This window comes from Streptomyces sp. NPDC059169, from assembly GCF_042755225.1.
Lineage (GTDB): Bacteria > Actinomycetota > Actinomycetes > Streptomycetales > Streptomycetaceae > Streptomyces.
This window is the reverse complement of the sequence record NZ_JBHZCF010000026.1, coordinates 35,976-58,638: the sequence shown is the minus strand read 5'-3', so window position 1 is coordinate 58,638 and position 22,663 is coordinate 35,976. Positions and strand designations below refer to the sequence as shown.

The window sequence follows — 22,663 nt, the reverse complement described above, 5'->3', positions numbered from 1 at the left end:
ATTCACCCTCAGAAATTCTCAAGGAAGAAAGCTCGATCGCCTCATGGGTCTCACCAGTAACAAGGTTCTGGCGCTGGCCGTTCTGGCCGCCGTGGCTCTCTTCGCCGCGACGATCTGGCTCTGGCCCCGGCTTTCGAGCCGTGGCTGGAGAGCGGTGCTCGGCAGGGTCGGGCTGTTGCTGGCCACCCAGCTGGCGCTGTTCGCCTCGGTCGGGCTGGCGGCGAACAAGTCCTTCCTGTTCTACGGCTCTTGGGCCGATCTCTTCGGCCAGGAGCAGGAGTTGGGCGTGGTCGTCGACCATTCGGCCGGGAGCAAGAGCATCAAGGTGCTCGACACGTTGCAACCGGACGTGGCCGGCGGCTCGAAGCCGTCGGCCGGCGGGCAGATCCAGAAGGTCGTGGTGGCCGGGGAGACGTCGAGGATCGACAGCCCGGCCTATGTCTACTTGCCGCCCGAGTACTTCCAGCCCGCGTACGCCAAGAAGACCTTTCCCGCGGCCATCGTGCTGACCGGCTACCCCGGCACGGCGGAGAACCTGTTCAAAGGACTGAAGTACCCGAGGACGGCGCACCAGCAGACCAAGGACGGGAAGATGCGTCCGATGGTGCTGGTGATGCTCCGGCCGACGGTTGCGCCGCCCCGTGACACCGAGTGCGTCGACGTTCCGGGCGGACCACAGACGGAGACGTTCTTCGCGAAGGACCTGCCGGTCGCCATCTCCGAGACGTACCGGGTCGGCAAGCACGCCCGCAACTGGGGATTCATCGGCAACTCGACCGGCGGCTACTGCGCGTTGAAGATCGCGCTGCACCACCCCGAGCAGTTCTCGGCGGGCGCCGGCCTCTCCGCGTACTACAAGGCCGCGGAGGACCCCACGACCGGCGACCTGTTCCAGGGGAACAAGGCGGAACGGAAGCGGGCCAATCTGCTGTGGAGCCTGGACCACCTGCCGCAGGGCCGCTCGTCCTTCCTCGTCACCACGTCCAGGCAGGGCGAGGGGAACCTCAAGGGCACCCTCGACTTCGTGAGGAAGGTGAGGAGTCCCGCGCGCGTGTCGTCCATCACGCTCCGGAACGGCGGGCACAACTTCAACACCTGGCGGCGGGAGATCCCGTCGGCGCTGGTCTGGCTGAGTGGCCGGCTCAGCCCCGCGTAGCCGGCTTCACGGAGTCCACGTTGTCCACGACCACGTCGTCGCGCGGGACCTCGCGGGCGTCCGCACCGACGGAGCGGCGCAGCGCCTCGTGTAGCCGCGCGGGGGTGAGCACGCCGAGGAAGCGCCCCGAACCGTCCCGGTCGGTGACGGCGATCCACCCGGCGTCGTGCTGAAGCATCGTGGAGAACGCCTGCTTCAGGGAGGCGCCCACGGGCAACCGGGCATCCATCCGCCTGGCGTGTTCCGCCACCGAGCCACCGCCGGCGGCGTGTTCGGCGGAGATCCAGCCGTGCAGCGCGCCCTGGCCGTCGAGGACGACGGCCCAGCGGGAGTCCAGGTCGCGGGGGAGCGGGTCGTCGAGGCGCACGACCGGGGGCTGTTCGAGGTCGCCCTCTTCGATGGGGGTCACCGAGAGCCTCTTCAGCCCGCGGTCCGCTCCGACGAACTGGGCCACGTACGGCGTGGCCGGTGCGCCCAGCACGGCTGCAGGGGCGTCGAACTGCTCGATCTTGCCGTGCCCGTAGACGGCGATGCGGTCGCCGAGGCGCACCGCCTCCTCGATGTCGTGGGTGACGAACAGCACGGTCTTGCGGACCGTGGACTGCAGCTTGAGGAACTCGTTCTGCAGGTGTTCGCGGACGACGGGGTCGACCGCGCCGAAGGGCTCGTCCATCAGCAGGACCGGAGGGTCGGCGGCCAGGGCCCGGGCCACGCCCACCCGCTGCCGCTGCCCGCCGGAGAGCTGCGCCGGATAGCGGTCGCCGTGCACGGACGGGTCCAGCCCCACGAGGTCCAAGAGCTCCGCGGCCCGCTCGCGGGCCTTGGCGCGCTGCCGGCCCAGCAGGCGCGGCACGGTTGCGGTGTTCTCCAGCACGGTCTTGTGGGGGAACAGCCCCACCTGCTGGATGACGTAGCCGATGCGGCGGCGCAGTTGGACGGGATCGACGGTGGAAATATCCGTTCCGTCCAGGAATATCCGGCCTTCGGTCGGCTCGATGAGCCGGTTGACCATCTTCATGGTGGTCGTCTTGCCGCAGCCGGACGGCCCGACGAGCGTGACCAGCTCTCCCGCGGCGACGTCGAAGGAGAGGTCGTCGACGGCGGTCGTGCCGTCCGGGTACCGCTTGGTGACGTGCTCGAACCGGATCATGGCCCCATTGTGGCGGGTCGCGGCGGATCGCGCGTGACGGGCCTGTCGCCGGACTGCGCAGCCCTTCGGCGATTGTCGGTCGCGGGGGTTAGGGTCGGTCTTTCGGAGTCGGAGGAGCACGACGAGCGCCGGAGCGGGGGTGGGGCATGTCCGGCCGGAACTGCCTGGTGGCGAACGACTGGATCTGCGGCGAGTATCTCCGTTCCCGCAGCCAGGAGTTGATCGACGCCACGGTCCAGCACGTCTGGATCACGGCCGCATCGGTCGCGATCGGTCTCGCCGTGGCCTTCCCGCTGGCGCTGCTGGCGCGCAGCAGGCCGCGCTTCGCGGGCCCCGTCCTCGGGCTGACGACGGTGCTCTACACGATTCCGTCGCTGGCGATGTTCTCGTTGCTCCTGCCGTTCTTCGGCCTGTCCGCGGCCCTGGTGGTCACGGGGCTGGTGCTCTACTCGCTGACGATCCTGGTGCGCAACATCGTGGCCGGCCTGGAAGGGGTGCCCGACGAAGCACGGGAGGCGGCCCGCGGGATGGGGTACGGGCCCGGGAGGCTGCTGTGGGAGGTCGAGCTCCCGCTGGCCCTCCCCTCGCTGATGGCCGGCCTGCGGATCGCCACGGTCTCGACGGTCGCCCTCACCACGGTCGGATCGATCGTCGGGCGCGGCGGCCTGGGCAATCTCATCGAGGACGCTCTGCCGAGCTTCTTCAAGGCCCAGGTGCTGACGGCGTCCGTGCTCTGCGTGCTCCTGGCCGTGGTGGCGGACCTGATGCTGCTCGGCGTGCAGCGGCTGCTCACCCCGTGGACCTGGCGGGTGCGACGGCCGCGCCCGACCGGAGCCGGGGCCGCCGACCAGCTGGGAGGCCACTGATGGACGTGCTGGCGAGGAGCTGGACGTGGCTGACCACGGGCGGCAACTGGTCGGGGGAGAACGGAGCCTGGCACCGGTTGGGCGAGCACGTCTACGTCAGCGGGCTCGCCCTGGCCCTGGCGTGCCTCATCGCCCTGCCGGTGGCGCTGTACCTGGGCCACGTCGGCAGGGGCGGGGCCCTCGCGGTCAACATCTCCAACGCCGGGCGGGCCGTTCCCGTCTTCGCGGTGCTCGCCCTGTTCATGGTGTCGCCGCTGCGCAGCGCCGGGTACGTCCCCACCATCGCCGCGCTGGTCCTGTTCGCCGTGCCGCCGCTGCTCACCAACGCGTACGTGGGGATGCGGGAGGTGGACCGCGCGGTGGTGGAGGCCGCCCGGGGCATGGGGATGTCAGGACGGCAACTGTTCGCCCGGGTCGAACTTCCGCTGGCCTACCCGATGGTCATGATCGGACTGCGATCCGCAGCCGTCCAGGTCGTCGCCACGGCGACGATCGCCGCGATGGTCGGTCAGGGCGGACTCGGACGGATCATCACGGCCGGGTTCAATACGTACAACACTCCGCAAGTGGTCGCGGGCGCCCTGCTCGTGGCTCTGCTCGCCCTCCTGGTGGAGGCCGTGCTGGTGGTGGTGGACCGCTTGTGCAGTCCCCTCCGCAAGACCGTATGACACTCACTTCGTTGGATGGTGAACCAGATGAGCAGGACCCTGCGCAGCGCGGGTGCGGTGCTGGGCGGCATGGCGCTCCTCGGCTCGCTCGCCGCGTGCGGCGGCGGCAGCCTGGAGGAGAAGGAGGCGAGCTCGGGCGGCTCCGGCGGAGGCGACAAGGGCTCGCTGGTGGTCGGTGCGGCCGCCTTCACCGAATCCAAGGTGCTGGCCGAGCTCTACGCCCAGGTGCTGCGGGGCGCCGGCTACGACGCCTCGGTGACGACGGTGAAGAACCGCGAGCTGTACGAACCGTCGCTGGAGAAGGGCGAGATCGACGTCGTTCCGGAATACGCGGCGACGATCGCCGAATTCCTCAACGCGAAGGCGAACGGGCCGAAGGCGCCGGAGGAGAAGCCGGTCGCGTCGAGCGACGCCGCCGCCACCGTCGCCGCCCTGGAGAAGCTCGCCGGTCCGCGCGGGCTGAAGGTGCTCGCCGCCGGTGAGGCCGTCGACCAGAACGCCTTCGCCGTGAGCAAGGAGTTCGCCGAGAAGAACAAGCTCACGACCCTGTCCGACCTGGGCAGGTCGAAGCTCAAGGTGAAGGTCGCCGCGGGCGACGAGTGCGAGGTGCGGCCGTTCTGCGCGCCGGGTCTGAAGAAGACCTACGGCATCGACGTCGCGGGCGTGGACCCCAAGGGCGTCGGGACACCGCAGGCCAAGCAGGCGGTGAAGGACGGTGAGGACCACCTGGTCCTGACCACCACGACCGACGCCACCCTCGACACCTTCGGACTGGTGCTGCTGCAGGACGACAAGAAGCTCCAGAACGCCGACAACGTCCTGCCGGTGGTCAACGCCAGGGACGCGGGGTCCCGGGAGATCGCCGACGCCCTCGGCAAGCTCACCAAGACCCTGACCACGCAGGACCTCGTCGAGCTGAACCGGAAGGTCGACGCGGAGCGTGCGAAGCCCGAGGACGCCGCCAGGGAGTACCTGCGGTCCAAGGGCCTCATCGACGAGTGATCCCGTCGACACAGGGGGCGAGGAAGGGGAGTGGGCCCGGCTCAGCGGTGTCGTCCGACCCGTTGCGAAGAGATTGCCGGTCCGACCCCCCATTCGTCACCTACGCACGGTAAATTTCAGGCCATGCCACGTGGACGCCACCGCCATTCCCCACCTCTGCACAGGCTCCTCCCGCCCTCCGCGGTCGCTGGAGCGTCGATCCTCTGTGCCGCGGGCGCCTGGCTCCTTTCGGATCCGATCCTGCTCCGTACCCTCGTCGCGGCCGCTGCTGCCAGCGCCGTCACCGGTGCGTTCCTCATGCGCAGTTGGGACCGGAGCGCAGGTCGGCGCGTCGCCGAGCTGACCCGCGCCCGCGCCAGCGACGCCTGGAAGACCGAGGAGCGCATAGCCGAGCTGGAAGCCGACCTGGAGGAGTCCCGCGAGCTGCGCACCAAGCTCGATGCGAAGCTCCGCGCGAAACGGGTCGAACTCGCCGGGCTGCGCAACGAGCACGCGGCGCTGCTGCGGCGCTACGCCACCGCGGAGACCGAGCGGGCCAGCGCGCTCGAGGGCCGCAGGCAGCTCGCGATCGAAGCCTCCGCGCCCAAGGAACTCACCGCGGGGGGTTCCACGCCCACGCCGTCCGCTTACCTGCGGGCGGCCAAGGCCCTGGAAGACCTCCCGCGCAACGCTGCCGCCCAGCAGGCCCGGCGCACCGTCGAGGAGGCCCGTAGACGGGACCTCGCCGACCGGGCACGGGAGGGGGACGAGCCGCAGGGGAAGCACGCGGCGGCCGCCGGGGGAGCCGAGGACGCTCACCCGTCGTCCGCCGTCCCCGCCGCACGCGTCCCGGTCGCTGCGGCGATCGTCCCCTACTCCGCGGAGCGCCGTAGGGCCCCGCGTCCCCAGGGCGGCTTCGACTTCTTCGGCACCAAGTCCGCGGCCGACGCCCGGCCCGACGACCACAAGAAGCCGGTGGCAGCCCTGGAGCCGGCCCGGATCGCCTCGGTCCAGGAGGAGGACCTCGCCGACGTGGTCGGCGAGGAAGCCCTCGCCGACGCCGGCGGTACCGACGGCGTGAAGCTCCCGGGGAACGCCGCCGAGCGCGCCGTCGGTGAGGTCATCGACCTCACCGCGCACGACGAGACCGAGCAGTTGGACGTGGCGGAGCTGCGCAGCGCGATCTCCTGAAGACGACCTGGTGGTCGGAGCATGGTGCCGCGTCCCACGGGGCGCGGCACCACGCGTCTTGCCGCCGCTCCTCACCGCAGCCGGCGGATGAACACGCGGTGCGCACCGGCGGTTCCGCCGGCACCGGGTCGCAGGTGTCCGACGCGGGGTAGCTCGTGCGGCGATCGGTACGCAACGAGCCACGACCACCGTTTCCGCCGTGTGGTCCGCGCGTGCCGGCGCCGCGCTCCCCCCGCACCGGGCGCGGGGTGCCCGCCGCTCCGGCGGCGCCGCGTCCCGGAGGGTGTGCGCGCCGACCCGGACCTACTCGGGCTACTTGTCGATGTCGCCGACGACGAAGAACATCGATCCCAGGATCGCCACCATGTCGGCGACCAGGGTGCCCGGCAGCAACTCCACCAGAGCCTGGACGTTGTTGTACGAGGCCGAACGGAGCTTGAGCCGGTACGGCGTCTTCTCGCCCTTGGAGACGAGGTAGTAGCCGTTGATGCCCAGCGGATTCTCGGTCCACGCGTAGGTGTGGCCCTCGGGGGCCTTCAGCACCTTCGGCAGTCGCTGGTTCACCGGTCCCGGTGGCAGCTCGGCCAGCCGGTCCAGGCAGGCGTCCGCGAGGGCGAGCGAGTTGTGCGTCTGCTCGAGCAGGCATTCGAAGCGCGCCAGGCAGTCGCCGTCGGCACGCGTGACCACCTTCAGGGTGTCCTGCAGCTCGCCGTACGCCAGGTAGGGCTCGTCGCGCCGCAGGTCGAAGTCGACGCCCGAGGCGCGTGCGATCGGCCCCGAGACGCCGTAGGCCTGCGCGACCTGAGGGCTCAGCACGCCGACGCCGCGGGTGCGCCCACGGAAGATCTCGTTGCCCAGCACCAGCCGGTCGTACACGTCCATCCGGGAACGGACTTCGGCGACCGCCTCCCTGGCCCGGCCGGTCCACCCCGCGGGAAGGTCCTCCTTGAGACCGCCGACACGGTTGAACATGTAGTGCATCCGGCCGCCGGAGATCTCCTCCATCACGTGCTGGAGGTCCTCGCGCTCCCGGAAGGCGTGGAAGATCGGGGTGATACCGCCCAGTTCGAGCGGGTACGAGCCGAGGAACATCAGGTGGTTGAGGACGCGGTTCAACTCGGCCAGCAGCGTGCGTAGCCACGTTGCCCGCTCCGGAACCTCCATGCCGAGCATGCGCTCGACGGCCATGACGACACCCAGCTCGTTCGAGAACGCCGACAGCCAGTCGTGGCGGTTGGCCAACATCACGATCTGTCGGTAGTCGCGCGCCTCGAAGAGCTTCTCGGCGCCTCGGTGCATGTAGCCGATCACAGGCTCGGCGTGCTGGATGCGTTCCCCGTCCAGCACGAGACGGAGGCGCAGCACGCCGTGCGTGGAGGGATGCTGCGGTCCGATGTTCAGCACCATGTCGGTGCTCTCCGCCGCGCCGCCGATGCCGACCGTCGTCTCCGTCATGGGCGACAGTATCCCCCGCCCGGGCCGGGGCCCGCGGTCCGGGCCGAGGGGTGGACGGCCACGGCCCGGGCGAGGCGCCGCCGGCAGATCACCCCGCGCGCCCGCAGCCGGCCCGGCTGCCGGACTGAGGTGGGTCCCGGCGCCTACGGCAGAGTGCTCCCGCGTCACTACGGCTCCACGGTGGCCGGCACGCGCGGCGGGCGGGGCGGGGCGCCCCGGGTGTCCCCAGGACTGCGGGATCCGCGACCGCGCCCCGAGCGCGGGAGGCCACTCGGCGACGGGGACGGCCGGGCACTGCCGGCGGGGCCGTCAGCCCGCGGGCACCGGCTGTAGCAGCCAGGTGAAGTCGCCGAGACCGCCCCGTGCGGTCAGCTCGGCCGCCTCACCCGCGGCCGCCAGGCCGCGCACGTACGCCGCGGGATCGGACGAGGCCAGGGCGAGCGGCGGTCGTTCTCCCGAGACGCCGAAGCGGTGCAGCGCCTCCCGTTGGCTGACCAGCTCCGCGCCCGGCCCCGCGCACGCGTCCAGTGCCACGTGCGCGGTGAGGTCGCAGCTGCCGTCCGGCACCGGCCGGGTCTCCCGGCCCGCTCGGAAGCCCGTCAGCGTGCCGAACGGGGGCCGGGCGTCACAGCCGTGCGCGTAGTCCACGGCCACCGCGGTACCGGCGTCCAGGGTTGCGACGGCGGCGGCCCACGCCTCGTCCCGCGGCCGCCCGATCTCGGCCCGGGTGCCCGGGCCGGCCGGCGGCCACCAGCGGTCCAGCCACGCCGCGTCCGCGCCCGTCACCGGATCACCGAGCCGCTCCTCGCCGTCCTCGCGCACCAGCACGTAGCGCGTGACGCCCGCGCCGTCCGTCTCGGCGACGTCCACGGGCACGTTGTCCAGCCACTCGTTGGCGAACAGCAGCCCCGCGACCCCCGCGGGAGGCTGCTCGCACCATTCGATGCGCGCGTCGAGTCGGGGTGGGCGCCCAGCGCGCTCCACCGCGTAGGCCCGCACCGGAAAGCCGTCGGGCAGCGCAGCGAGCACCCCGGTCAGCAGTTCTCCGCGCCCCGCGCCGACATCGACGAGGGCGACCTCGTCCGTGCCCCGGGGCAGCGACTCGGCAGTCTGCTCCAGCAGCCGGGCGACCGCTGCGGCGTACAGCGGCGAGGCGTGCACGGACGTGCGGAAGTGGCCCGCCGGACCTTCCGGGCTCCGGTAGAAGCCGTCCGGTCCGTACAGCGCCCGTTCCGTCGCCTCCCGCCACGTGAGCCATGCGCCCGCGCCGCTCCTGCCCGTCCCACCAGCCACGTCATACGTCACGACGCCCAGTCTCCACCTTGCGGAGTACGCGTTCCGCGACCGGATCGACCCTCCGGTTGACCCGGACACCCATGTGTCTTGCCTACTCTGGGTTACGTGCAGCGCCTCTACGACTTCCTCCGCCGACACCCGACGGGCGTCGACAGCTTCTGGGCTGTGATGCTCCTCGGGTTCTCCGCGCTGTGGGTCGCGCAGGAGCGGACCGGTGTGGCGCCGCTGGCCGCCGCAGCCGTGATCGTCGCGCTCCTCTGCCTCGCCGTCGCGCTGCGCCGCCGGATGCCGGAGAAGATGCTGTTGCTCGTGGCCGGTCTGGGGGTCGCCCAGGTGGCCCTGGACGTTCCGGCCAACCCGGCCGACCTCGCCATGCTGGCGATCATCTACACCGTCGCCGCCCACGACGGGCCGCGCTGGGCTTCGCGCTTCGCCTTGGTCGGCGGGCTCGCCGCGGCCTCGATCGCCGAGATCCGTTGGCCGGAGCCGCGCGTCGGGGTCGGCGGGCAGGTCTTCGTCACCGTCGTGATGACCGTGCCCTTCGCCCTCGCGTGGGTGCTCGGCGACTCGATGCGTACCCGGCGCGCCTACTTCGCGCAGCTGGAGGAGCGCGCGACCCGCCTGGAGAAGGAGCGCGAGGCACAGTCGAAGGTTGCCGTCGCCGCCGAGCGCGCCCGTATCGCCCGGGAGTTGCACGACGTCGTGGCGCACAACGTCTCGGTGATGGTGGTCCAGGCAGACGGTGCGGCGTACGTGATGGACGCCGCCCCCGACCAGGCCCGCCAGGCACTGGAGACCATCTCCAGCACCGGCCGTCAGGCACTGGCCGAGATGCGGCGGCTCCTCGGCGTGCTGCGCACGGGAGACGACCCGGAGAGCGGGGAGTACGTGCCGCAGCCCGACGTCGAGCAGATCGAGGAGCTGGTCGAGCAGGTGCGGGGGGCGGGCCTGACGGTCGACTTCAAGGTCGAGGGCACGCCTCGCCCGCTGCCGAGCGGAGTGGAGCTCACCGCGTACCGGATCGTGCAGGAGGCCCTCACCAACACCCGCAAGCACGGCGGTCCCGATGCGGGCGCGAGCGTCCGGTTGGTCTACTTCGACGACGGGCTGGGGCTGCTCGTGGAGGACGACGGTCGCGGCGCCGCCCACGAACTCTACGAGGACGGCGGCGCGGACGGCCGGGGGCACGGGCTCATCGGCATGCGGGAGCGGGTCGGCATGGTCGGCGGCACCCTGGACGCCGGGCCGCGGCCCGGAGGCGGCTTCCGGATCAGCGTTCTGCTCCCCCTCAAGACCGACCACTAGGCTCACCGGAACCCCGACATCGGCTCCCTGGACAAAGGACTTTCGTTCATGACGATCCGCGTGATGCTCGTCGACGATCAGGTGCTGCTGCGCACCGGCTTCCGGATGGTGCTCGCCGCGCAGCCGGACATGGAGGTCGTCGCGGAGGCCGGGGACGGGGCCGAGGCGATCGAACAGCTCCGCTCGACGGCCGTCGACGTGGTGCTGATGGACGTGCGCATGCCGAGGCTGGACGGCGTGGAGGCGACCCGCCGCATCTGTGCTCGGCCAGGGGCGCCGAAGGTCCTGATCCTGACCACCTTCGACCTCGACGAGTACGCCTTCTCCGGGCTGAAGGCCGGTGCGAGCGGCTTCATGTTGAAGGACGTGCCGCCGGGCGACCTGCTCGGCGCCATCCGCGCCGTGCACAGCGGCGACGCGGTCGTCGCACCCTCCACCACGCGGCGGCTGCTGGACCGCTTCTCGCCGATGCTCCCCTCGGCCGCCAACGAGCCGCAGCACAAGGAGCTGGAACGGCTGACCGACCGCGAGCGCGAAGTCATGATGCTCGTGGCCCAGGGCCTGTCCAACGGCGAGATCGCGGCCCGGCTGGTGCTGTCCGAGGCCACGGTCAAGACGCACGTGGGCCGGATCCTCACCAAACTCGGTCTGCGGGACCGGGTGCAGGTGGTGGTCCTCGCCTACGAGACGGGCCTGGTGCGAGCCGGAGGCGGAGCGGCGTCCTGAGGGGCGCAGTGGCGGCCGGGCGGTCGTCCGAACTGATCGCTTCCCGAGGCGGAGCCGCCGGCCGGCGCCGCGCCACGGCGTCCCGGACCGTGTGCCGCAGGTCCGCCCGGCCGTTCGGCGCTCGTGACCGAAACGCCTAGCGCAGGACCGTCTCGAGGAAGTCGCTGCCGAGGCGGGCCACGCTCGCGACGTCCAGCTGGTGCAGCACGTACCGGCCGCGCCGCCGGGTAGTGATCAGACCCGCCTTCTTGAGCACGGCCAGGTGGCGGGAGACCTCCGGTGCGGTGATGCCGTGCGCATCCGCGAGTTCGCCCGTGCTGTACGGCGCGCGGGCGAGGTTCCGGCACAGCCGCATGCGCATCGGGTGGGCCAGTGCGTCCATCCGCAGCTTGAGCAGCTGCACCGAGGCGGCGCCGGGCAGGTCGGGTGCATCGACGGGGTAGTGGACGACGGGCCGCCAGCCGGGTGCGTGCAGCACCATCAGGTGGGGCCACCCGAAGTGCGAGGGGATGAACGAGAGTCCGGCGCCGACCGCCGGGTCCACCGCGGTGGTGTGGCCCTCCGCCAGCTTGTCCGCGGCTATCCGCCCGTTCTCCTCGTCGAGGGTGAGCGCCGGGGACACGGCGTGCAGCGCGTCCGCCAGACTCTTGCGGCGCAGCAGCTCCGTCTTGTGGCGGGCGTCCGCGGCCAGCCGCTGGCTCACCCGCTGCCAGGTGTCGGCGAAGAACGCGTGGTCGCAGTCCTCGAACAGGCGACGCAGCCAGGCGCGGACGGCCGCGGGGTCGTCGAGGATCCGGCGCGCGAAGTCGAGCTGTTTCGGGCCGCGGGTGGCCGCCAACTCCAATGCGCGGTCGCGGTCGATGGCGCCGCCGCTCGCATAGGTGCGGGAGCACGTGAACTCCAGCGTGGCCGCCACGAAGCGCTCGTCGTCAAGGCGGTCGAGCATGTCCAGCTCCTCGGCCAGGGTGGCGCCGCTGCGGCCGTCGCCGCCGCGGATGCCGGTGTAGGGCATGAACACGTCGGAGAATGTCGTCGTCCAGAGGAAGTCGGCCTCGTGCAGCCGGTCGGCGAGGTGCGGCTTCAGGCCGGCGGCGGTCGCCGTGGCCCAGCCGTGTAGACCGGGGTGGTGCCCCGGCGTGGCCAGCGCATGCAGCGCCACGCCCAGCTCGGCGAGGGGCGAGATCTCGAAGACGATGCGTTCCCGCGGCAGTCCCGCGATGTCGATGGTGACGCTCACGCCCCCATGGTGCGCGGTGATCGCGGTAGCTCGCCGCCCCGTTTGACGCTGATCGTCAATCGGTGCGCGACCCGGCGCCGATCGGACGGAGCCTGGACCACATGGACGCCATCCAGCAACACATGATCGACGCCTACCGTGCCGCCCAGCACGGAGAACTGGCGCCGCCCCTGCCCGGTCGCCATGACCTGAGCGTGCTGAAGCCGGTGCGCGAGCACCAGCGATTCGTCCGGGTCCTGGACGGATGCCCCGTCCGCCCCAGCCTGCGCACGGCGCTCGCCCGGCTGCTGCGGAGGAGGCGCCGGGTGCCGCGCTGTCCGTGACCACGGCCGGGGCCTGCCCACCCTGCCGGCCGCCCCGGGCAGGCGGCGGGGCCGGCCACCGTCAGGTGGGTATGCGGGACAGGAAACCGGCGAGCGCCGCACGGACGTCGTCCCGAGTCCAGGACAGGCCTTGGGACGCCACGGTCACCTCCGTCACGGAGACGCCGGGCGGGCAGCCCGGGGTGGTGAACCACCGACGGAAGAGGCTGACGCCGGTCTCCTCCGCCAGGAGCACCGAGGCCTCGTCCAGCACCTGGGGAGGGTACGGCAGCCACACCTGGAACTGGTGGGTGTGAGGTGGTTCCGGGTGCACCCGGAACCACGGCGAGCCGGGCGCCTGGGCGAGCCCGTCCCGGAGCGCCGCCGCGACGACCTTCGCGTGCGCCACGTACTGCGGCAGCCGGGGCAGCTCACGGTCCAGTCCGACCAGTGCCGACAGCGCCGCCGGATACTGCTGGAACAACTGCCCGCCGTAGCGGTGCCGCCAGGCCCTCGCCTCCTCCACCAGGGAATCGGGCCCCACCAGCACCGCCCCGGACAGCCCGTCGAGGGACTTGTAGAAGGACACGTACACGCTGTCGGCGAGCCCCGCGACCTCGTCGAGGGCCCGCCCGAAGTGGGAGGTGCACTCCCAGAGCCGAGCGCCGTCGACATGCACCACGGCGTCCCGCTCGCGAGCCGCCTGGACGACCTCCACAAGCTCGTCCCACCCGGGCAGCACGAAGCCCGCGTCCCGCAGCGGCAGCTCCAGCATCAGCGTCCCGAAGGGCTCGTCGAGGGCTCGCACCTCGTCGGCCGTCGGCATCCGCGGTTCCCGGGTCGGGTGGACCGTGCGCAGTCCGCTGACCGAGCCGAGCGCGCCCCGCTCGTGCACCTCGGGATGGGCGAGGGGGTGCAGCGCGACCGTGGGGTTGCCGGTGCGCCCGGCCCAGCAGCGCAGTGCCACCTGCTGGGCCATCGTGCCCGTCGGGAAGAACGCCGCTGCCGGGAAGCCGAGCAGTGCCGCCACCCGGCCTTCCAACTCGGCCACCACGCCGTCCCCGTACACGTCCACGCCGTCCTCGAGGTCGTGGACCGAGCCCGCGTCGGCCGCGAGCGAAGCCAGGCGCTCGCCGATGAGCCCGTCCGTCGAGGCGCGCCACAGCGCGCGCTCGGAACCGCGCCAGGCGGCCAGTCTGCGCCGTCGCTGCGCCTGCTCGTCAGCCGGCCACGGGGCGGCCGTCCGGGGCGTCCCCAGCGTGGTGCCCGTCCGCGTCGTGCTCTGCATGTCGTGCGTCCTCCCCGTGCTCGGCGTCCCGGACCGACCGGTGTCCCCAGCGTTGTCCGCTCCCCTGGATCATCGCCCATGCCCGCCGTCGGCACGCCGTTGTCCACAGGCCCTTCTCCTCGCGGACCCCGGTGGCCTCCACGGCCTGTGGACGAGCGGGAGCCCGTCGAAACGCTGGCGTAGCATGACGAGGAATCGTCCGGTACCCCCTGCGGACTGGAACGGGAAGGCCGCGAGTGAACGCACCACCGCCAGTACCACCACCGGCACGTCAGCCTGCCGACCCCAAGGACCGTCCGGCCCGACTCACCGTGGGCGTCGTCGGGGCAGGGCGTGTCGGGCCCGTACTCGCAGCGTCCCTCCGGCTCGCCGGCCACCGCCCGGTCGCGGTCTCCGGGGTCTCCGACGCGTCACGCCGCCGCGCCGCCGCGCTGCTGCCCGACGTGCCCGTGGTCACCCCGGCCGAGGTGCTCACCCGCTCGGAGCTGGTGCTGCTCACCGTCCCCGACGACGCCCTCCCCGGTCTCGTCGAGGGTCTCGCGGGCACCGGCGCGGTCCGCCCGGGCCAACTGCTGGTGCACACGTCCGGGCGCTACGGAACCGCAGTCCTCGACCCCGCCCGGCGTGCCGGCGCGCTTCCGCTCGCCCTCCACCCGGCCATGACCTTCACCGGCACCTCCGTGGACGTCCAGCGGCTGGCCGGCTGCTCCTTCGGCGTGACCGCGCCCGAGGAGCTGCGACTGGCCGCCGAGGCCCTGGTCATCGAGATGGGCGGGGAGCCGGAGTGGATCGCCGAAGAGGCCCGGCCGCTCTACCACGCGGCCCTCGCACTCGGTGCGAACCACCTCGTCACCCTGGTCGCCCAGGCCATGGAACTGCTCCGCACCGCCGGGGTGTCGGCCCCCGACCGCATGCTCGGCCCCCTCCTGGGCGCCGCGCTCGACAACGCGCTGCGCTCGGGCGACGCCGCGCTCACCGGACCGGTGGCCCGCGGCGACGCGGGTACCGTCGCCGCGCACGTGTCCGAGCTGCGCAAGCACGCTCCGGCCACGGTCGCCGGCTACCTGGCCATGGCCCGTACGACCGCGGACCGCGCCCTGGCGCACGGTCTGCTGAAGCCGGAGCTCGCCGAAGACCTGCTGGTGGTCCTCGCGGACGGTTCGGACGCGGACGGAGAGTGCAACCGATGATCACCCCGCTGCGCACCGCTGCGGAACTGCACGCCCTCGCCCCCGCGGCCCCCGCCCGGCGGGCCGTGGTGATGACCATGGGCGCCCTTCACGAGGGCCACGCCACCCTGGTCCGCGCGGCCCGCTCGCTCGTCGGGCCCGAGGGCCAGGTGGTCGTGACCGTCTTCGTCAACCCGCTGCAGTTCGGGGCCGACGAGGACCTCGACCGCTACCCGCGCACCCTCGAAGCGGACCTGAAGACGGCGGCGGAGGCCGGCGCCGACGTCGTGTTCGCCCCGTCCGTGGAGGAGGTGTACCCGGGCGGCGAGCCGCAGGTGCGGATCTCGGCCGGTCCCGTGGGTGAGCTCCTCGAAGGCGCCTCCCGCCCGGGCCACTTCGACGGGGTGCTCACGGTCGTCGCCAAGCTGCTCCACCTGACCCGCCCGGACGCCGCGCTGTTCGGACAGAAGGACGCCCAGCAACTCGCGCTGATCCGCCGGATGACCCGGGACCTGAACTTCCCCGTGGAGGTCGTGGGGGTGCCGACCGTGCGGGAGGCCGACGGCCTGGCGCTCTCCAGTCGCAACCGCTACCTGTCTCCGGGGGAGCGGGAGGCGGCGCTCGCGCTCTCCCGGGCGCTGTTCGCGGCGCACGACCGGCTCGCGGCCCAGCAGGCCCTGCGGGCCCGCGCCGAGTCCGCCCCCGCGTCCACTGCCCGCGCTGCCGCGCTCTCTGCGCTCGGCGAGGCCCGTGCCGCCGCCGACGCCCACGCGGTGGCGGCCGCCCAGCCGGGCGGGGGCGCCGACGCCGTACGGGCCGCGGCCCTCGCCGTACTGGACGAGGCGGCGGGGGCGGAGTCACCTCTGGCCCTGGACTACCTTGCGCTCGTCGACCCCGCCGACTTCACCGAGGTTCCCGACGGTCACACCGGCGAGGCGATCATGGCGATCGCCGCCCGGGTCGGCACGACGCGCCTGATCGACAACATCCACCTGACCTTCGGAGCCGCTTCGTGACGAGCACCGGCATACGGCTGAACGCCCCCGCCCCGGGATGGGCCATCGACGCCGACGTCGTCGTGGTCGGATCCGGCGTCGCGGGCCTGACGGCGGCCCTCCGGTGCACGGCCGAGGGCCTGCGCACGGTGGTGGTCACCAAGGCGCTGCTCGACGACGGCTCCACCCGCTGGGCACAGGGCGGAATCGCGGCGGCTCTCGGGGAGGGCGACAGCCCGGAGCAGCACCTGGACGACACCCTGGTCGCGGGCGCCGGGTTGTGCGACGAGGCGGCCGTCCGCACCCTCGTCACCGAAGGACCCGACGCGGTACGCCGGCTGATCGCGACGGGCGCCCGCTTCGACTCGGACGAGGAGGGCGGCATCGCCCTCACCCGCGAGGGAGGCCACCACCGGCGCCGCATCGCCCACGCGGGTGGTGACGCGACGGGCGCCGAGATCTCCCGCGCCCTGGTCACGGCAATACGCGACGGTGCCGTGCGGGTCATCGAGCACGCGCTGGTGCTCGATCTGCTGACCGACGACGCCGGCCGCACCGCCGGCATCACCCTGCACGTCATGGGGGAGGGCCAGCACGACGGCGTCGGCGCGGTGCACGCGCCCGCCGTGGTCCTGGCGACCGGCGGCATGGGCCAGGTCTTCTCCGCCACCACCAACCCGGCCGTGTCCACCGGCGACGGCGTGGCGCTCGCCCTGCGGGCGGGCGCGGAGGTCAGCGACCTCGAATTCGTCCAGTTCCACCCGACCGTGCTGTACCTGGGCCCGGACTCCGAGGGCCAGCAGCCCCTGGTCTCCGAGGCGGTGCGGGGCGAGGGCGCGCACCTCGTCGACGCCTCCGGCACCCGCTTCATGGTCGGGCAGCACGAGCTGGCCGAGCTCGCGCCGCGCGACATCGTGGCGAAGGGCATCATGCGCCGGATGCAGGAGCAGGGCGCCCGGCACATGTACCTGGACGCCCGCCACTTCGGTGCGGACATGTGGGAGAACCGCTTCCCCACGATCCTCGCGGCCTGCCGCAGCCACGGCATCGACCCGGTGACCGAGCCGATCCCGGTCGCCCCGGCCGCCCACTACGCTTCGGGCGGGGTACGCACCGACCTCCACGGGCGCACCACGGTCCCCGGGCTCTACGCCTGCGGCGAAGTCGCCTGTACCGGGGTCCACGGCGCCAACCGCCTGGCCTCGAACTCGCTCCTGGAGGGTCTGGTCTTCGCCGAGCGGATCGCGGCGGCCGTAGCCGAGGCGGCCTCCGGGGACTGCCGGGCGGCCTGGGCGCACACCGGAGCGGGCCCGACCGACGCCGGTTGGCTGGACGCCTCGGATCGCGCGGTGGGCGACGGGAGGCCGGAGCACGCCGAGGACGACGCCCCCGTGCCGCTGCTCGCGCCCGAGACGCGGCACCAGATCCAGCGGATCATGACCCACGGCGCAGGCGTGCTCCGCTCCGCCGCGAGCCTCGACGACGCGGCGCGGGCGCTGGAAGCGCTGCACCTGGTCGCGCTGCACGACGCCGAGGACGCCCGGACTGCGGGTAGCCCCCGGGCCGCCACCGAGGAAGTCGAGGGCCCCAAGACGGCCGAACCCGGTGTCGAATCCTGGGAGGCCGCCAACCTCCTTCTCGTCTCCCGGGTGCTGGTGGCGGAGGCCCGGGCCCGCGCCGAAACCCGCGGCTGTCACTGGCGCGAGGACCACCCCGACCGCGACGACGCTCAGTGGCGGCGCCATCTCGTCGTACGGCTCACCCCGGACCGCCGTCTCGTGGTGCGCCGCACCGCGACCTCCGCATTTCCCCCCGCAACCCCGACCCTCACCGCCGACAGGGAGCCGTAACCGTGAGCACGTCCGAAGAACGTCCGGAGCCCGTGGACGTACCGCTGATCCAGATCGGCGCGCCTGCCGCCGCCGAGACCGGCTGCGGCGACGACTGCGGCTGCGCCGACGAGGTGTACGAGTGCGGGCTGGACCCCGCCCTGGCCGAACTGCTGGCGGAGGCGGGCCTGGACCCGGTCCAGGTCGAGGACATCGCGCACCTCGCGATCGAGGAGGATCTCGACGGCGGTGTGGACGTGACCACCGTCGCCACCGTCCCCGAGGACGCCGTCGCGACCGGTGACTTCACCGCGCGAGAGGCGGGCGTCGTCGCCGGCCTCCGCGTCGCCGAGGCCGTCCTGTCCATCGTCTGTACCGACGAGTTCGAGGTGGAACGGCACGTCGAGGACGGCGACCGCGTGTCAGCGGGCCAGAAGCTGCTTTCGGTCACCGCCCGCACCCGCGATCTGCTCACGGGTGAGCGCAGCGCACTCAACCTCCTGTGCCGCCTCTCCGGCATCGCCACCGCCACGCGCGCCTGGGCCGACGCGCTCGAGGGTACCGACGCGCGGGTCCGCGACACCCGCAAGACGACGCCCGGCCTGCGCGCCCTGGAGAAGTACGCCGTGCGCTGCGGCGGCGGTGTCAACCACCGCATGGCACTCTCCGACGCCGCCCTGGTGAAGGACAACCACGTGGTCGCCGCGGGCGGCGTCGCCCAGGCCTTCAAGGCCGTGCGCGAGACCCTCGCCGAGCTGGGCACCCCCGACCTGCCCGTCGAGGTCGAAGTCGACACCCTGCACCAGGTGCGCGAGGTGCTGGACGCCGGCGCCGACCTGATCCTGCTGGACAACTTCACCCCGACCGAGACCGAGGAGGCGGTCGCCCTCGTCAAGAAGCGCGCGGTCCTGGAGTCCTCCGGCCGGCTCACCCTGGCCAATGCCCGCGCGTACGCGGAGACGGGAGTCGACTTCCTGGCGGTCGGGGCACTCACCCACTCGTCGGCCATCCTCGACATCGGCCTCGACCTGCGGGACGTCGCGGACGCCGGAGAGGCACGGGGCTGATGCTGCTCACGATCGACGTCGGCAACAGCCACACCGTCCTGGGGCTCTTCGACGGCGCGGACATCGTGGAGCACTGGCGCGTGTCCACCGACCCGCGGCGCACCGCGGACGAGCTCGCGGTGCTGCTCAACGGTCTGATGGGCATGCACCCGCTGCTCGGCGTGGAGCTGGGCGACGGCATCGAGGGCATCGCCATCTGCGCCACCGTGCCGTCGGTACTGCACGAATTGCGCGAGGTGACCCGCCGTTACTACGGCGACGTCCCCGCGGTCCTCGTGGAGCCCGGTGTCAAGACGGGGGTGCCGATCCTCACGGACCACCCCAAGGAGGTCGGGGCGGACCGCATCATCAACGCGGTCGCCGCCGTCGAGCTCTACGGCGGCCCGGCGATCGTCGTCGACTTCGGTACGGCCACCACGTTCGACGCGGTGAGCGCGCGCGGTGAGTACGTCGGCGGCGTCATCTCCCCCGGCATCGAGATCTCGGTCGACGCGCTCGGCGTGCGGGGGGCCCAGCTGCGCAAGATCGAGCTGGCCCGGCCGCGCAGCGTGATCGGGAAGAACACGGTCGAAGCGATGCAGGCGGGCATCGTCTACGGGTTCGCGGGCCAGGTGGACGGTGTCGTCGAGCGCATGAAGCGCGAGCTGGCCGACGATCCGGACGACGTCACCGTGATCGCGACCGGTGGCCTGGCGCCGGTGGTCCTCGGCGAGTCCTCGGCGATCGACGAGCACGAGCCCTGGCTGACGCTGATCGGTCTGCGTCTGGTGTACGAGCGGAACGTCTCGCGTAGGTGACGGGGTCCCGACCGTCCGGCCGCGGACGGCCGCCGGGCGGGGCGGGGGTTGCCGCCGCGCCGCAAGCAGGGCATTAAACGAATTTTGTCCGATTAGCGCGTATCGTCGGCCCATGCCCACGCCATACGGATCCCGCGGCGGCATGGCGTTCAGCGCGGAGGAGCTGCGTGTGCTCCGCCGCGCCCTCGCCATCGCCCTCAACCCCGCCCCGTTCCGCACCGACGAGCCGGAAGAGTCGGGCGAAGCCCCCGACGGTCCCGCTGGGTTCGTCCGCGCATGCCTGCACCTCGCCCGGTCCGTGGACGAGACCGCCGGTGAGGCGGGGCGCCTGCGCGCGTTCCTCTTCGCCGACCTCGCCCGCTACCGGGACGCCCTCCCCGGGGCCTCCCGCGGCTATCTGGGCCTCCTCCAGGAGGCGCTGGACGCCGGGTACGAACCCTGCCCGGAAGACCTCTCCGCGCTGCGCTCGCTGCCCCGCACGCCGCTCTCCATCGTCCTGCTCGAGCACTGCGGAGAGCAGGCCGAGCGGTCCGTGCACACCCACCCCGCGGACCCGGTCGCCCCCGGCGCGCCCGCAGCGCCCCCGTTGCGCACCCGGCTGCGGGCGCTTCCCGGCGGCCGAGCGGCGGGTGACGAGCAAGAGCCCCGCCCCGCGGAGCCCAAGCCCGCCCCCGGTCCGGCCCCGAGGCCGGACCGGCCCATCCCGACTCCCGGCGAGGTCTTCCCGCCACGCCGCCGTCCCGCGCCCCCGCCGGAGAAGCAGGCCGTCGGATAGCTACTCTTGGGGGCATGGAATACGTATCCGCGCTCCTGCCCCCCGTGGTGATGGCCGCCTTCTTCATCGGCCTGGTGGTGACGATCGTCAAGAGTCAGGGCGGCCCCAACAAGGCCAAGGAAGACGCCGCGGTGGATGCGGCGATCGCGCGCGCGGAAGCCGTCCGCAGTCCCGCCCCGGACGCACGTCCCACCGAGGCCTGAGCCCCGACCCACCCGGTTGCGCCAGGACGTACGGCTCATCGCGGCCGTACGTCCTTTTTCGTAGCTGAACTACGTCAATAGCCGTCCATTACGACATCTCCTACTATGGTGGCGCTGTGCCCCGTCAATTGGGAGAGCTCGAAGACGCCGTCATGACGCGCATCTGGCAATGGAACCGCCCGGTGACGGTGCGCGAAGTCCTGGAAGATCTGCAGCAGGAACGGTCCATCGCCTACACCACCGTCATGACCGTAATGGACAATCTCCATCAGAAGGGCTGGGTGCGCAGGGAAGTCGAAGGCCGCGCCTATCGATATACCGCGGTCTCCACCCGAGCCGCCTACTCGGCCGCACTGATGAACGAAGCCTGGTCGACGAGCGACAACCCGGCCGCAGCCCTTGTCGCCTTCTTCGGCATGATGTCCCCGGAGCAGCGCGAAGCGCTCCAGGACGCGATCCGGGTCGTTCAGGGGCGCGCGCCCGAGGGGCCTCCCGAAGTCGCCTCGGATGGCTCTCTCGAACAGGACAGCGAGGGTGCCGACGGCGGAGGCGGCACGGGGCGATAGCGTCCGGTCATGTCGTCAGTGCTTCCGCTTCCCAATGCCGCAGCAAATGTCGTCACCGTCCGGCGAGCCAGGACCAGTGATGTACCGGCGGTACGCCGTCTCGTGGACCCGTACGTGAGCGAAGGCATCCTGCTCGACAAAGCAACGGTGACGCTTTACGAGGACATCCAGGAGTTCTGGGTGGCGGAACGGGACTCCGACGCCCGAGTGGTTGGATGCGGCGCCCTGCACGTCATGTGGGAGGATCTCGCGGAAGTGCGCACGCTCGCCGTCGACCCCCAGTTCAAGGGCCACGGGGTCGGTCACCACGTCCTGGACAAGCTGCTCCACACGGCCCGCTGGCTGGGTGTGCGCCGCGTATTCTGCCTCACCTTCGAAGTCGACTTCTTCGTGAAGCACGGCTTCGTCGAGATCGGGGAGACTCCGGTCGACGGAGATGTCTACAGTGAGCTGCTGCGTTCCTATGACGAGGGCGTGGCCGAGTTCCTCGGTCTCGAACGGGTGAAGCCGAACACCTTGGGCAACAGTCGCATGCTTCTGCACCTGTGACCGCCGCATCGCGGGGAAGCGGAGCCGAACGCCGGGGTGGAGTCCTATGTCCGAATCGCGTACGTTTCCCGCGTTCTCGAGGTTCTGAACCTCTGCCAAGGGTTTGTGTTTTCCAGAGAAAAGCGGTTTCCTTTCCGCGTACTGCATTTTCGATGAAAGGAAATCCGGTGGCACAGAAGGTTCAGGTCCTTCTTGTCGACGACCTCGACGGTGGCGAGGCGGACGAGACCGTGACGTTCGCTCTGGACGGCAAGACCTACGAGATCGACCTCACCACCGCCAATGCGGACAAGCTCCGCGGCCTGCTCGACCCGTACACCAAGAGCGGTCGGCGTACCGGCGGTCGTGCCACGACCAGCCGCGGAAAGGGCCGTGCCGCCGCGACAGGCAGCAAGGACACCGCTGAGATTCGCAAGTGGGCGAAGGAGAACGGCTACAGCGTCAACGACCGCGGCCGTGTTCCCGCGGAGATCCGAGAGGCATACGAGAAGGCCAACGCCTGAGCGTGCGCCTTCGGCGGGGCCGTGTTCGTGCGCAGCAGGCGGGCCCGGTGGCAGGCGTTCGCCGCCGCGTCCACCAGCCGCACGAGGTCGGGGGTGCCCCCACCGCCCCCGGGCCCGGCGCTGTGCCCGACGGGGGCGAGCGCCGGGAGCAACGGTTCCACGTCACGTCCCGGCTCCGGGGGCCGCAACCACACCGCGGCCCCCCGGGGGGCGTGAGGATCGGTGATCCCGGGCGGTGCGGGCGCGACCATTACCCCGCCCGGGCCGAGGGCGGAGAGGCCGAGGCCGATCCCGCCCCACTCCAGCCAGCCCAGCAGTCCCGGCAGCTCTTCAGCGCTGCCGGCGGCCACCAGCAGCCGCATCCGGTTCCCCTCGAGGGCCACGGGGCCGGTCCTTACCCAGCGCTTCAGCAGCAGGAAACCGGCGTCGGCCGGTAGCTCCAGAACGTCGAAGTGCAGGCCGGTGAACAGCTGCACCGGCGGCCCGTCGGCCGTCGTCCAGCCGAGCCTGTCCTCGTACCACCGCGCCCTGCGTCCGCTGTCGAGCGGCATCCGGGGTGGTGGGACGGTGTGGGCCATACTCCGGGAAC

General features: G+C 72.1%; 24 protein-coding genes. 18 read left to right on the top strand and 6 right to left on the bottom strand.

Features of this window, described 5'->3' with window-relative positions; translation table 11 throughout:
• The first annotated feature begins 43 nt into the window (after nt 1–43).
• Entirely contained in the window at nt 44–1,156 is a 1,113-nt protein-coding gene (locus ACFXOM_RS33490) for an alpha/beta hydrolase (protein ID WP_384940252.1), read from the top strand.
• Here ACFXOM_RS33490 and ACFXOM_RS33485 read toward each other — a convergent pair.
• Nucleotides 1,143–2,306, bottom strand: a complete 1,164-nt coding sequence (locus ACFXOM_RS33485) for an ABC transporter ATP-binding protein (protein WP_384940254.1) — start codon at nt 2,304–2,306, stop codon at nt 1,143–1,145. The two genes, ACFXOM_RS33490 and ACFXOM_RS33485, sit on opposite strands and share 14 nt — an antisense overlap.
• Before the next feature lie 146 nt (nt 2,307–2,452).
• Here ACFXOM_RS33485 and ACFXOM_RS33480 point away from each other — a divergent pair, with 146 nt between their 5' ends.
• From ACFXOM_RS33480 to ACFXOM_RS33465, 4 genes are all read left to right on the top strand, one after another.
• Nucleotides 2,453–3,172 carry an ABC transporter permease gene (locus ACFXOM_RS33480; protein WP_384940256.1) on the top strand — a complete coding sequence of 240 codons (720 nt, stop codon included), beginning with the start codon at nt 2,453–2,455 and terminating at the stop codon, nt 3,170–3,172.
• A complete protein-coding gene (locus ACFXOM_RS33475; RefSeq protein WP_385041072.1) occupies nt 3,172–3,840 on the top strand; it encodes an ABC transporter permease in 669 nt (222 codons plus the stop codon). The genes ACFXOM_RS33480 and ACFXOM_RS33475 overlap by 1 nt, the downstream gene beginning before the upstream one ends.
• Nucleotides 3,841–3,867: 27 nt before the next feature.
• Nucleotides 3,868–4,842 carry an ABC transporter substrate-binding protein gene (locus tag ACFXOM_RS33470; protein WP_384940260.1) on the top strand — a complete coding sequence of 325 codons (975 nt, stop codon included), beginning with the start codon at nt 3,868–3,870 and terminating at the stop codon, nt 4,840–4,842.
• Between the two features lie 123 nt (nt 4,843–4,965).
• The gene (locus ACFXOM_RS33465; protein ID WP_384940262.1) at nt 4,966–6,012 is read left to right on the top strand and encodes a hypothetical protein; all 1,047 of its coding nucleotides are present in this window, start codon (nt 4,966–4,968) and stop codon (nt 6,010–6,012) included.
• A gap of 312 nt (nt 6,013–6,324) precedes the next feature.
• On the opposite strand, the gene ACFXOM_RS33460 is transcribed toward ACFXOM_RS33465, so the two are convergent.
• The gene (locus tag ACFXOM_RS33460; RefSeq protein WP_384940264.1) at nt 6,325–7,467 is read right to left on the bottom strand and encodes an NADH-quinone oxidoreductase subunit D; all 1,143 of its coding nucleotides are present in this window, start codon (nt 7,465–7,467) and stop codon (nt 6,325–6,327) included.
• Nucleotides 7,468–7,776: 309 nt separating this feature from the next.
• Complete coding sequence (locus tag ACFXOM_RS33455) at nt 7,777–8,781, bottom strand: SAM-dependent methyltransferase (protein WP_384940360.1); 1,005 nt, start codon at nt 8,779–8,781, stop codon at nt 7,777–7,779.
• An 87-nt stretch (nt 8,782–8,868) separates the two neighbouring features.
• Between ACFXOM_RS33455 and ACFXOM_RS33450 the strand changes: the two genes are divergently transcribed.
• Both ACFXOM_RS33450 and ACFXOM_RS33445 read left to right on the top strand, forming a co-directional pair.
• Nucleotides 8,869–10,068: a sensor histidine kinase gene (locus tag ACFXOM_RS33450; RefSeq protein ID WP_384940362.1), complete on the top strand. Its 1,200-nt coding sequence runs from the start codon at nt 8,869–8,871 to the stop codon at nt 10,066–10,068.
• A 48-nt stretch (nt 10,069–10,116) separates the two neighbouring features.
• Entirely contained in the window at nt 10,117–10,794 is a 678-nt protein-coding gene (locus ACFXOM_RS33445; RefSeq protein ID WP_384940266.1) for a response regulator, read from the top strand.
• 136 nt (nt 10,795–10,930) lie between these two features.
• Here ACFXOM_RS33445 and ACFXOM_RS33440 read toward each other — a convergent pair whose 3' ends face one another.
• Nucleotides 10,931–12,031: a DUF5937 family protein gene (locus tag ACFXOM_RS33440; RefSeq protein WP_385041069.1), complete on the bottom strand. Its 1,101-nt coding sequence runs from the start codon at nt 12,029–12,031 to the stop codon at nt 10,931–10,933.
• Nucleotides 12,032–12,132: 101 nt separating this feature from the next.
• Between ACFXOM_RS33440 and ACFXOM_RS33435 the strand changes: the two genes are divergently transcribed.
• Nucleotides 12,133–12,354, top strand: a complete 222-nt coding sequence (locus ACFXOM_RS33435) for a hypothetical protein (protein WP_384940270.1) — start codon at nt 12,133–12,135, stop codon at nt 12,352–12,354.
• 61 nt (nt 12,355–12,415) lie between these two features.
• Here ACFXOM_RS33435 and ACFXOM_RS33430 read toward each other — a convergent pair whose 3' ends face one another.
• Complete coding sequence (locus ACFXOM_RS33430) at nt 12,416–13,621, bottom strand: threonine aldolase family protein (protein ID WP_385041066.1); 1,206 nt, start codon at nt 13,619–13,621, stop codon at nt 12,416–12,418.
• Nucleotides 13,622–13,857: 236 nt separating this feature from the next.
• On the opposite strand from ACFXOM_RS33430, the gene ACFXOM_RS33425 reads away from it, so the two are divergent.
• The 10 genes from ACFXOM_RS33425 (at nt 13,858) to ACFXOM_RS33380 (ending at nt 22,074) form a co-directional block, all read left to right on the top strand.
• Nucleotides 13,858–14,811: a Rossmann-like and DUF2520 domain-containing protein gene (locus ACFXOM_RS33425; RefSeq protein WP_384940274.1), complete on the top strand. Its 954-nt coding sequence runs from the start codon at nt 13,858–13,860 to the stop codon at nt 14,809–14,811.
• Nucleotides 14,808–15,806 carry a pantoate--beta-alanine ligase gene (gene panC / locus ACFXOM_RS33420; protein ID WP_384940276.1) on the top strand — a complete coding sequence of 333 codons (999 nt, stop codon included), beginning with the start codon at nt 14,808–14,810 and terminating at the stop codon, nt 15,804–15,806. The genes ACFXOM_RS33425 and panC overlap by 4 nt, the downstream gene beginning before the upstream one ends.
• Nucleotides 15,803–17,635, top strand: a complete 1,833-nt coding sequence (locus tag ACFXOM_RS33415; protein WP_385041064.1) for an L-aspartate oxidase — start codon at nt 15,803–15,805, stop codon at nt 17,633–17,635. The genes panC and ACFXOM_RS33415 overlap by 4 nt, the downstream gene beginning before the upstream one ends.
• Before the next feature lie 2 nt (nt 17,636–17,637).
• On the top strand, nt 17,638–18,681 hold the full coding sequence (gene nadC / locus ACFXOM_RS33410; protein WP_384947061.1) for a carboxylating nicotinate-nucleotide diphosphorylase: 1,044 nt from the start codon (nt 17,638–17,640) through the stop codon (nt 18,679–18,681).
• Nucleotides 18,681–19,478, top strand: coding sequence for a type III pantothenate kinase (locus ACFXOM_RS33405; RefSeq protein ID WP_384940282.1), 798 nt, complete (start codon nt 18,681–18,683; stop codon nt 19,476–19,478). The genes nadC and ACFXOM_RS33405 overlap by 1 nt, the downstream gene beginning before the upstream one ends.
• 112 nt (nt 19,479–19,590) lie before the next feature.
• Nucleotides 19,591–20,253 carry a hypothetical protein gene (locus tag ACFXOM_RS33400; RefSeq protein WP_384940284.1) on the top strand — a complete coding sequence of 221 codons (663 nt, stop codon included), beginning with the start codon at nt 19,591–19,593 and terminating at the stop codon, nt 20,251–20,253.
• 14 nt (nt 20,254–20,267) lie between these two features.
• A complete protein-coding gene (locus tag ACFXOM_RS33395; RefSeq protein WP_384940286.1) occupies nt 20,268–20,456 on the top strand; it encodes a hypothetical protein in 189 nt (62 codons plus the stop codon).
• Nucleotides 20,457–20,572: 116 nt separating this feature from the next.
• Nucleotides 20,573–21,022 carry a BlaI/MecI/CopY family transcriptional regulator gene (locus tag ACFXOM_RS33390; RefSeq protein ID WP_384940288.1) on the top strand — a complete coding sequence of 150 codons (450 nt, stop codon included), beginning with the start codon at nt 20,573–20,575 and terminating at the stop codon, nt 21,020–21,022.
• A 9-nt stretch (nt 21,023–21,031) separates the two neighbouring features.
• Nucleotides 21,032–21,571, top strand: coding sequence for an amino-acid N-acetyltransferase (locus ACFXOM_RS33385; protein WP_384940290.1), 540 nt, complete (start codon nt 21,032–21,034; stop codon nt 21,569–21,571).
• A 167-nt stretch (nt 21,572–21,738) separates the two neighbouring features.
• Nucleotides 21,739–22,074: an Lsr2 family protein gene (locus ACFXOM_RS33380; protein WP_384940292.1), complete on the top strand. Its 336-nt coding sequence runs from the start codon at nt 21,739–21,741 to the stop codon at nt 22,072–22,074.
• Here the strand turns inward: ACFXOM_RS33380 and ACFXOM_RS33375 are convergent.
• Nucleotides 22,005–22,652, bottom strand: coding sequence for an SCO3374 family protein (locus ACFXOM_RS33375; protein ID WP_384940294.1), 648 nt, complete (start codon nt 22,650–22,652; stop codon nt 22,005–22,007). The two genes, ACFXOM_RS33380 and ACFXOM_RS33375, sit on opposite strands and share 70 nt — an antisense overlap.
• Between the last annotated feature and the right edge of the window lie 11 nt (nt 22,653–22,663).